The sequence below is a fragment of the Neoroseomonas rubea genome (assembly GCF_016106015.1).
In the GTDB taxonomy this organism is placed as follows: Bacteria; Pseudomonadota; Alphaproteobacteria; order Acetobacterales; family Acetobacteraceae; genus Neoroseomonas; species Neoroseomonas rubea.
On the sequence record NZ_JACADQ010000128.1, the window covers coordinates 1 to 10,476 of the forward strand.

The window sequence follows — 10,476 nt, forward strand, 5'->3', positions numbered from 1 at the left end:
TCGCGCAGGGCGCCTGGCCCGCGCGGCCGATCCGCTGGCTCGTGCCCTTCGCGGCCGGCGGCGCCGCGGACACCGCCGCGCGCGCCATTGCCGCCGACATGCAGGAAGCGCTCGGCCAGAACATCGTCATCGAGAACCGCACCGGCGGGAACGCCGTCATCGCCGCCAACGCGGCGCTGCAGGCCCCGCGCGACGGCTACACCTTCCTGATCGACGCGGCGAACCAGCTCACCAACCCGGTGCTGATGCGCGACCTGCCCTTCGACTACGCGACGGCCTTCGTGCCGGTCACGCTCGTCTCCTTCTTCCCGCAGGTCATCGCGGTGAAGACCGACTTTCCCGCGCGCACGATCCAGGAATTCATCGAACTGGCGAAGGCGCGCCCGGCCACCATCTCGGTCGGCACGCCGCCGGCGGCCGGAATGGGGCATCTCGCGCTCGCCGCCTTCGAGCGGCAGGCGGGCATTCGCCTGGTGCATGCGCCCTATCGCGGCGGCGCGGATGCGGCGCGCGACATCATGGCGGGCAGCGTCGACGCGGTGCTGATCACCACCTCCTCGATCCGCCCGCCGGTCCAGTCCGGCCGCGCGCGCATCCTGGCCGTGACGAGCCTGGCGCGCGTGCCGACCCTGCCGGACGTCCCGACGCTCGCGGAGTCGGGCTTCCCGGGCTTCGACCTGACGGACTGGAACGGCCTCTTCGCCGCGGCCGGCACGCCGGGCGCGGCGATCGAGAGGCTTGCCGCGGTGGCCCGGGTTTCCGCTCGCGCGCCGGCGGTTCGCGCACGGATGGATCCCGCGGGCGCGATCATGGTCGGCAATTCGCCGGAGGAGTTCGGTTCCTGGCTCGGGGGACAGCGGCGGACAGCCGAGGAGGTCATCCGCACCGCGGGCATCACGCTGGGCTGAAGGGGCGCGGTGTTTCCCCGCCGCCCGGTCGCGCGGACTTGCCATGCCGCGCGACGACGGCAAGGCTGCGCACCATCGGGTTGTCGGAGGGTTCGGATGTCGACGCGGCAGATGCATCTCGGTGTCTTCGTCCTCGGCACCGGCAACCACATCGCCGGCTGGCGGATGCCGGACGCGTATGACAGCTTCCAGAGCCTTCCCGTCATCCAGCACATCGCCCGCATCGCCGAGCGCGGCTGCTTCGACCTGCTGTTCCTCGGCGACGGGCTTCAGGCCGGGGCGAACGACCACCCGTCCTTCACCGCGCGCTTCGAGCCGATCACCATGCTCGCCGCACTGGCGGCGACCACCAAGCATCTCGGCCTCGGCGCGACGGCCTCGACCAGCTACAACGAGCCGTTCAACGTCGCGCGCTACTTCGCCTCGCTCGACCATCTGAGCGGCGGGCGCGCCGCCTGGAACGCGGTGACGAGCTCGAATCCACGCGCTGCACCGAATTTCGGGCGCGACCATCCGCCGCATGCCGAGCGCTACCGCGTGGCGGAGGAATTCGTGGATGTGGTGCTTGGCCTCTGGGACTGCTGGGAGGACGGCGCGATCGTCGCGGATCGCGCGACCGGGCGCTACATCGACGCCGCGAAGGTCCACCGGCTCGACCATGAGGGGACCTATTTCCGCGTCCAGGGACCGCTCAACATCGGGCGCTGCCCTCAGGGGCGGCCGATCGTGCTGCAGGCGGGATCGTCGGAGCCGGGCCTCGAGCTCGCGGCACGGACGGCGGATGTCGTCTTCTCGGTGGTGCAGGACCTCGATGAGGCGAAGGCCGCCTACACCGCGCTGAAGTCCCGCATGCCGCGCTTCGGGCGACGGGCCGAGGATGTCGCCGTGCTGCCCGGCGTGATGCCCATCCTCGGCCGAACGCGGCAGGAGGCGCGGGACGTGCTGGACCGCCTGCAATCCTTCGTCACCTCGACCAACGCGGCGAGCCTGCTCTCGAGCCGCCTCGGCATCGATGTCTCCGGCTTCGCGCCGGATGAGAAGGTGCCGGACCTGCCGCTGCCCGACACCTCGCACGGCTTCGCGCGCGCCATGCTGTCCAAGGCCCGGCGGGAAGGCATGACCTGGCGCGACCTGCACAACCTGACCGGGGCGGCGCGCGGGCATTGGGTGATCGCGGGCACCGCGACCGACATCGCCGACACGCTGCAGGAGTGGTTCGAGGGCGGCGCGGCGGACGGCTTCAACATCCTGCCCGCCTGGTTCCCAGGCGCCTTCGACGGCTTCGTCGACGAGGTGGTGCCGGAACTCCAGCGGCGCGGCCTGTTCCGCCGGGAATACACCGCGACGACCCTGCGCGGGCATCTCGGGCTCGACATGCCGCGCAGCCGATACAGCTGAGCGTCCATCGCCGTGGCTGCGTTCCGCGCGTGCGGATCCGCGGGCCCGCTGCCTGCCGAAGCGGCAGGCGCCGCGTCCCGCCTGCGTCGCTTCGGCGCAAGGTGGCTTGCCTGCCTCGGCATGCGGGTCTCAAATGTCCCGGTCGAGCCTCCAAGGGAGAACCGAAGCATGGGCTTTCGTCGCTTGCGTGCTGCCGTCCTGGCGGCTGCCATCGCCACGCTGCCCGTCGCACCGACGCTCGCGCAGCAAAGGCCGCTTGTTTGGGGCGACACGCTTCCCGCGACACTCGACCCGCACGCGATCTTCGACGTGCCGAGCCAGTTCGTGCTCCTCAACGTCTATGACGGCCTCTACCGCTACCAGGGCAATCCGCCGCAGCTCGTGCCCTGGCTCGCCGAGAGCCACACGACGAGCGCCGACGGCCTGACCTGGGACTTCACGCTGCGCGAAGGCATCCGCTTCCACGACGGCAGCGCCATGACGGCCGATGACGTCGTCTATTCCTTCCGCCGGCTGCTGGCGATGAACCGCGCGCCCGCGGCCGCCTTCACGCCGGTGTTGCGCGCCGAGAACGTGACGGCAACCGGCCCGCGCACGGTCCGCTTCGTGCTCTCGAGCCCCTACGCGCCGTTCCTTTCGGCGATACCGCTTGTGGCCATCGTGAACCAGCGCGCGCTCGCCCCGCACGTGGCGAACAACGACTGGGGGGCGACCTGGCTCGCCGCGAACAGCGCGGGCTCGGGCGCCTATCGCGTCGATCCCGCCAACTACCAGACGCGCGTGTCGATGGACCTGGCACGCTTCCCGGACCATTTCATGGGCTGGGGGCACAACCAGCGGCCGATCGAGCAGGTGCGTGCCCGGCCGGTGCTGGAGACCTCGACCCGCGTCCTCGCGCTGCTGCGCGGGGAGATCGACGCCACCGATTCCTACCTGCCGACCGACCAGGTCGAGCGTGTCGACCGCAACGCCCGCACACGCGTGGCGCGCGACGAGAGCATGCGCGTCTTCATCATCCGCATGAACAACCGCAAGCCGCCCTTCGACAATCGCGATGCGCGGCTCTGTTTTGCCCATGCCTTCAACTACCAGGGCTTCAACGAGGTGATCCTGCGCGGCCTCGTCGTGCGTAATGGCGGGCCGAATCCCAACAATCTGTGGGGCAATCCGCCCGACCTCACGCCCTACGCCTTCAACCTCGAGACCGCGCGGCAGCATTGCGACCGCGCCCGCGCCGCCGGCGCGCCGATCGGACGCGAGATCGAGATCCACATCCAGTCGGAGCTCGAGCAGACCACCCAGGCGGCGCAGATGTTCCAGGCCGACCTCCGGCGCATCGGCATCAACCTGCGGATCGTGCCGAACACCTGGGCGAACATCACCTCCGCCACCGCGCGGGCGGAATCGACGCCCGACATGTGGATCCACTGGGTCTCGACCTACTTCGTCGATCCCGAGAACTGGGTCGGCCAGATGTACGACAGCCAGTTCCACGGCACCTGGAAGGCGAGCGCCTGGTACACCAATGCCGAGGTCGACACCCTGCTGCGCCGCGCGCGCGCCAGCCTCGACCGTGCGGAACGGGAGCAGCTGTACCAGCAGGCGACGCGCCAGATCTTCGCCGACAGCCCGGACATCTGGGTCTACAACACGCTGAACCTGCGCGGCCTGACGCGGCGCGTGGAGGGCTACCAGTTCTCCCCGGTCGGCTCGGGCGGTGAGATCCGGCTGATGTCGCTGGCCAACTGAGCGCGCCGCGTGGCGCGCTATGTCCTCCGCCGGCTGCTGCTCGCGCTGCCGGCACTCTTCGGGCTGGTCATCCTGACCTTCGTGCTCTCCCGGGTCATCCCGGGAGACCCGGCGGCGACGCTGGCGGGCGACGGCGCGACGCCGGCGCAGATCGCCGAACTCCGCGCGCAATACGGGCTCGACCGGCCGATCCTGGAACAGGCCGTGATCCATGTGCGGCAGGTGCTGACCGGTGATTTCGGCCGCAGCATCTTCTCCGGCCGCCCGGTGGCGGAGGAGATCGCCCAGCGCCTGCCCGCGACGCTCGAACTGACCTTCGCGGCGCTGTTCCTGGCGACCTTCCTCGGCATTCCGCTCGGCCTCGTCGCCGCGCTGAACCACAACGGGCCGGTCGACCACCTTGTCCGGCTGCTGTCGGTGGGCGGGCTTGCCATCGCCTCCTTCTGGCTCGCGATCATGCTGCAACTCGTCTTCTCCATGGATCTCGACGTGCTGCCGTTGCGCGGGCGGGTGGATGTCGCGACCGGGCTGCCGCCACGGGTCACCGGCTTCGTGCTGGTGGACAGCCTGGTGGCCGGGCGCCCCGACATGTTCATGGACGCGCTGCGCCACCTCGCGCTGCCCGCGATCACGCTGAGCCTGCCGGGGCTTGCCACCATCGCGCGCTTCACCCGCTCCGGCGTGCTCGAGACGCTGCAGAAGGACTTCGTCCTCTACGCCCGCGCGGCAGGCTATGGCCGGATTCGTCTCGCCGCGATCTATGTGCTGCGCAACGCGGTCACGCTCGTGGTCACGCAGGTCGGGCTGCTCTTCGGCGCGCTCATCTCCGGTGCCGTGGCGGTGGAGGCGATCTTCGACTGGCCCGGCCTCGGCACCTATGCCGTCCAGGCGATCCTGTCCGCCGACTACAAGGCGCTGCTCGCCGTCACGATGGTGGTCGGCGTCGTCTATGCCGTGGTGAACGTAACGGTCGACGTCGCCCAGGCGCTGATCGACCCGCGCGTCGCGGAGGATGCGCGGTGAACGCGCTCCGCCTGCTGCTGCGCGACCCGGTCGCGACCTTCGGGCTCGCCATCGTGCTGCTCGCGGTCGTCGTCGCGATCTTCGCGCCATGGCTCGCCCCCTATCCGGACGACGCGTTCGAGAGCCACCTGCTGCGCCGGTTGCGACCGCCCTCGGCCGAACATCCCTTCGGGACGGACAATCTCGGTCGCGACATCCTCTCTCGCGTCATCCTCGGCACGCGCAATGCGCTGCTTGTCGCGGTCTCGGTCGTTGTGGCCGCGATGGCGATCGGAGTGCCCATCGGGCTCGCCGCCGGATGGCGCGAAGGCTGGCTGTCCGAGACGCTGATGCGCGTGACGGACGTGTTCCTCGCCGTGCCGCAGCTCATCCTCGCCCTCGCGCTCGGGCAGCTGCTCGCGCCCGGCATCGCGGCGGCCATGGTCGCGCTTGCACTGACCTACTGGCCGTTCTTCGCGCGCACCGTCTTCGCCGAGACGCGGCGACTGCGCAGCGCGCTCTTCGTCGATGCGCTGGCGGGCATCGGCGCGCGTCCCTCGCGTATCCTGTTCCTGCATGTCCTGCCCAACGCGGCGCCGGCCGTGCTGGTGCGCGCGACGATCGGCATGGGCTTCACCATCCTGACCGCGGCGATCCTCGGCTTCCTCGGCGTCGGCGCCGCGCCGCCCTCGCCCGACTGGGGCCTCGCGGTGTCGGAGGCGCGGCAGCACCTGCCGGAAGCCTGGTGGTTCCCGACCTTTCCGGGCCTTGCGATCCTGCTGCTGGTGCTTGGTTTCAACCTTCTCGGCGACGGGCTGCGCGACGCGGCCGACCCGCGGCTGCGGCGGTCCCGCCGATGAGCGCGCCCGTGCTTGCGGTGGAGGGGCTCGGCGTGCGCCTGCGCTCGGATCGCGGCATCGCCGATATCCTGGATGACGTATCGATCACCGTGCCGCGCGGCGGCACCGTCGGCGTGGTCGGCGAAAGCGGCTGCGGCAAGTCGACGCTGCTGCGCGCCATCCTCGGCATCCTGCCGCGCGGCGCCGAGCCACCGAAGGGCAGGATCCTGTTCGAGGGGCGGGACATCCTTCCCGACCGCGCGGCGTCCGCGCGCGGGCGCATCGGCTTCGTACCGCAGGACCCCTATCTCTCGCTCAACCCCGTCTTCCGCGCCGGCGACCAGATCCTCGAGATCATGCGCCGCCACGCGCGTGGGTCGCGCGCCGAGCACAAGCGGCGGCTCGTCGAGCTTTTCCGAGCCGTCCAACTGCCGGATCCGGAGGCGGCGCTGCGCAAGTATCCGCACCAGTTCTCGGGCGGGCAGCGCCAGCGCCTGCTGATCGCCGCCGCGATGTCCTGCGACCCGGCGCTCATCATCGCCGACGAGCCGACCACCGCGCTCGACGTCACGACACAGCGGGAGATTCTTGCGCTGCTGCGCGGCCTGGTCGTCGAGCGCGGACTTTCGCTGCTTTTCGTCACGCATGATTTCGGCGTGCTCGCGAATCTCTGCGCCGAGGTCACTGTCCTCTATGCCGGCCGCGTCGCGGAAGCCGGGCCGACGCGGGATGTGCTCGACGCGCCGCGCCATCCCTACACGCGCCTGCTGCTCGCCTGCCACCCGGACCGTGCGACGGATCTCCTTGGCATTCCCGGCACCGTGCCCGCGGCGACAGCGCAGCCGGGCGGTTGCCGCTTCCATCCGCGCTGTCCGATCATTCATTCGGGCTGCGTGGTCGAGCCGCCGCCGCTGCTGCCATTGCCGGGTGACCGCGCCGTGGCCTGCCCCTGGCACGCCGACCCGTTGCCGGAGACGATCGGTGGCTGAGATCCTGGGTGCCACGGGCCTTGCGGTCGAACTCGGCGCGCGACGCGGGTTGCTGCGCAACCGTCCCGGCGTGCGCGCGGTGGATGGCGTGGACATCTCGGTCGAGGAAGGCGAGACCTTCGGCATCGTGGGTGAGAGCGGTTGCGGCAAGACGACGCTCGCGCGCGCGCTGCTTGGCCTGCAGCGCGAGAGCAAGGGCGAGATCCGGCTCGCCGGCAAGCGTGTCTCGGGCATGGACCCGCGTACGGCGCGGCGCGCGCGCGCCGCCGTGCAGTATGTCCACCAGGATCCGGGTGCGGCGCTCGACCCCTGGTGGCGCGTCGGCGCGACGCTGGCCGAAGGGCTCGCAATCCATGGCGTGACCGACCGCGCGGAACAGGCTTCGCGCATCGCCGAGACGCTCGGCGCCGTCGGCCTCGATGCGGCGCTCGCGGACCGCTACCCGCATGAATTGTCGGGCGGGCAGCAGCGGCGGATCGGGCTGGCGCGCATCCTGCTGCTGCGGCCGAAGGTCGTGATCCTCGACGAACCCACCGCGGGGCTCGACCTGTCCGTCCAGGCCGCGGTGCTGCGCCTGCTGCGCGACCTGCGCGCGCGCTTCGGCCTGACCTATCTGTTCATCTCGCACGACCTGTCCGTCGTGCGGCGCGTCTGCGACCGCGTCGCGGTGATGTATCTCGGCCGTGTGGTCGAACAGGGGGCGGTGGAGACGCTGTTCGCCGCGCCGCGCCATCCCTACACGCGCGCGCTACTAGCTGCCGCGCCGCATCTCGATGGGCGGGAGAGCGGGCCGTCGCTGCCGGGCGATCCGCCGAGCCTCGCCGCCGTCCCGCGCGGCTGCCGCTTCCATCCGCGCTGTGCCGAGGCCACGCCCGACTGCGCCCGCACCGTGCCCGCCATCGAGCAAGCGGAGCCCGGCCACGCCGTCGCCTGCCTGCGCTGGCGCGAACTCGCCGCCTGAGGCTGCACCATGACCGCTTGCGACCCCGTCACGCTCGAGATCATCCGCGGCGCCGCCCGCGCCGCGCAGGCGGAGATGGAGGCGCTGCTCGAACGCACCGCCATGTCGGCCTTCATCCGCGAGAAGAAGGATTTCTACACCGCGCTGTTCGACGCCGACGGCGCCATGGCGGTCGGCAGCGACCTGCCGATCTTCGGCGACATCGTCGGCCCCGTGGCCGAACGCTATCCGATCGAGACGATGCGAGAAGGCGACCTGTACTGGTACAACGACTGCTACGGCAGCCGCGGCGCCGTCTCCCATTCCAACGACCAGGTCTTCCTCGCCCCCGCCTTCCATGACGGGCGGCGCGTCGGCTTCGTCATGGGCTGGGCGCATTTCTCCGATATCGGCGGCCTCCGGCCGGGCTCGATCAGCCCCGACGCGACGGATCATTTCCAGGAAGGCATCATCGTCCCGCCCGTGCGCCTGATGCGCGGCGGGGAGACGAATGAGGACCTGCTGCGCACCTTCTGGCGCAACAGCCGCTTCCCGACGCAATCGCAGGGCGACACGCGCGCGCTCATGGCCGCCGTGCGGCTCGGCGAGAAGCGGCTCGCCGAGATGGCCGGGCGCTTCGGCGCGGCGACGCTGGCCGACGCCTTCGGCCAATTGCTCGCGCGCACGGAAGCCGCGGTGCGCGCGGGGCTGCGCGCCATCTTCCCCGTCGGCACCACGCGCTTCGCGGATGCCATCGACACGGACGGGCAGGGCAACGGCCCCTTCACCCTGCGCCTCGCCCTGACGCGGACCGAGGATGATCGCTTCATCTTCGACGCGACCGAGACCGACGACCAGGCGCCCGGCCCGGTGAACCTGCTGATGCACCCGGATGTGCCCGGGATGGCGCTCGGCCTTTACGTGCTCCAGGGCCAGCCGGGCCAGGTGCTGAACGCCGGCGGGCCGCGCGCGATCGACGGCGTGCTGCTGCGGGAAGGCTCGCTGCTCGCCCCGCGCGCGCCGGCGCCGCTAGGCCTGCGCGGGCTGACGATGATGCGGCTGCTTGCCGCGCTGCATGGCCTCGTGGCCGTCGCGCGCGGCGGGGAGGCGCCGGCCGCGCATTCGGCCTATGTCGTCATCGCGCTGCGCGGCGTCGCCGAGGGCAAGCGCTTCCTGCTCAGCGACGGCATCGGCGTGGGCTATGGCGCGCGCCCCTTCGCCGACGGCACCGACGCCGTCTACTTCGTGGCGCAGGAGAACTACCCGGCGGAGTTCATGGAACTGACCTATCCCGTCCGCCTGCGCGCCTACGGGCTGAACCTCGATTCCGGCGGGCCGGGGCTGCACCGCGGCGGCTGCGGCGTGGTCCGCGAATTCGAGGTGCTGGCCGATGAGGCGATGCTCGCCGTGCGCATCGACAGCGTGCGCAACCCGCCCTGGGGCGTCGCGGGCGGGATGAATGGCGGGTCCGGCCGCGCCGTGGTCAATCCGGGCACCGCGGCGGAACGCATCCTCGCGCCGCTGTCGGACGGCACCATCCTGCGCAGGGGCGACGTGTTCCGCATCGAGACCGGCGGCGGCGGCGGCTGGGGCCATCCCTTCGACCGCCCGGCCGAGCGCGTGCTCGAGGACGTGCTGGGCGGCTTCGTCAGCGCGGATGCGGCGGCGCGCGACTACGGCGTCGCGATCCGGGACGGCGCGGTCGATGCCGCGGCAACCGCCGCGCTGCGCGCGCAGCGGCCGCCCGCCGCACTGTTCCACCGGCGGGAGTACCGCGATGCCGTCGCGTGACCTGATCGTCGCCGTCGATATCGGCGGCACCTTCACCGACGTCACGCTGCAGGACGCCGCGACGGGCCGCGCCTGGACGGCCAAGACGCCGTCCACGCCGCGCGACCCGTCCGAGGCCTTCGTCGCCGGCGTCGCGCAGGCGCTCGCCGCCGCCGGGCGCGGGGCGGGGGAGATCGGCCGCGTGCTGCACGGCACCACGGTCGCCACCAACCTGATCCTGGAAGGCCGCACCGCGCGCACCGCCTTGCTGACCAATGCCGGCTTCCGCCATGTGCTCGAGATCGGCCGCGCCGACCTGCCGCGGCGCGACAACCTGTGGGCCTGGGTGAAGCCGCGCCGGCCCGTCCCGCCCGCTTTGGTCTTCGAGGCGGCCGGCCGCATCGCCGCGGATGGCAGCGAACTCCTTCCGCTCGACGAGGCCGCGGTGCGCGACGCGGCGCGCCGCGCGCTGGCGGCGGGGGCGGAGGCGATCGCCGTGTGCTTCCTGCACGCCTTCGCAAATCCGTCGCATGAGCGCCGCGCGCTCGCGATCCTGGCGGAGGAAGCGCCGGGCCTTGCCCTGACCGCCTCGGTCGATGTCTTCCCCGTCGTGCGGGAATACGAGCGCAGCATGGCGACGGTGCTCAATGCCGCCGTCATGCCGGCGGTCTCGACCTATATCGCGCGGCTCGAACGGCGCCTCGCGGACTCCGGCATCGCCGCGCCGCTGCTGCTGATGAAATCCAATGGCGGCGTGGCGGGCGCGGCTTCGATCCGCCGCGCCCCGGCGCAGACGGCGCTGTCGGGTCCCGCGGCCGGCGTCGTCGGCGCGCGCACCGTCGCGGCGGCGGCCGGCATCGGGGACATCATCACCGTCGATA

Annotated in this window: 9 protein-coding genes; all 9 read left to right on the forward strand. The window is 71.6% G+C overall.

All coding sequences use genetic code 11. The features are described from left to right. The coding region (locus tag HW577_RS13405) for a Bug family tripartite tricarboxylate transporter substrate binding protein (protein ID WP_198376640.1) at nt 1-908 on the forward strand (908 nt) is incomplete at its 5' end. Between the two features lie 96 nt (nt 909-1,004). Beyond that, nucleotides 1,005-2,306, forward strand: coding sequence for an LLM class flavin-dependent oxidoreductase (locus tag HW577_RS13410; RefSeq protein ID WP_198376641.1), 1,302 nt, complete (start codon nt 1,005-1,007; stop codon nt 2,304-2,306). A gap of 168 nt (nt 2,307-2,474) precedes the next feature. Next, nucleotides 2,475-4,055: an ABC transporter substrate-binding protein gene (locus HW577_RS13415; protein WP_198376642.1), complete on the forward strand. Its 1,581-nt coding sequence runs from the start codon at nt 2,475-2,477 to the stop codon at nt 4,053-4,055. 9 nt (nt 4,056-4,064) lie between these two features. After that, a complete protein-coding gene (locus HW577_RS13420) occupies nt 4,065-5,078 on the forward strand; it encodes an ABC transporter permease (protein ID WP_198376643.1) in 1,014 nt (337 codons plus the stop codon). Then, on the forward strand, nt 5,075-5,917 hold the full coding sequence (locus HW577_RS13425; protein ID WP_198376644.1) for an ABC transporter permease: 843 nt from the start codon (nt 5,075-5,077) through the stop codon (nt 5,915-5,917). Before HW577_RS13420 ends, HW577_RS13425 begins: the two co-directional genes overlap by 4 nt. Next, a complete protein-coding gene (locus HW577_RS13430; protein ID WP_198376645.1) occupies nt 5,914-6,885 on the forward strand; it encodes an ABC transporter ATP-binding protein in 972 nt (323 codons plus the stop codon). Before HW577_RS13425 ends, HW577_RS13430 begins: the two co-directional genes overlap by 4 nt. Continuing rightward, a complete protein-coding gene (locus HW577_RS13435; protein WP_332837679.1) occupies nt 6,878-7,846 on the forward strand; it encodes an ABC transporter ATP-binding protein in 969 nt (322 codons plus the stop codon). Before HW577_RS13430 ends, HW577_RS13435 begins: the two co-directional genes overlap by 8 nt. A gap of 9 nt (nt 7,847-7,855) precedes the next feature. After that, a complete protein-coding gene (locus HW577_RS13440; protein WP_198376647.1) occupies nt 7,856-9,616 on the forward strand; it encodes a hydantoinase B/oxoprolinase family protein in 1,761 nt (586 codons plus the stop codon). Beyond that, nucleotides 9,603-10,476: hydantoinase/oxoprolinase N-terminal domain-containing protein (locus tag HW577_RS13445; RefSeq protein WP_332837680.1), on the forward strand; the 874-nt coding region annotated here is incomplete at its 3' end. The genes HW577_RS13440 and HW577_RS13445, both read left to right, overlap by 14 nt.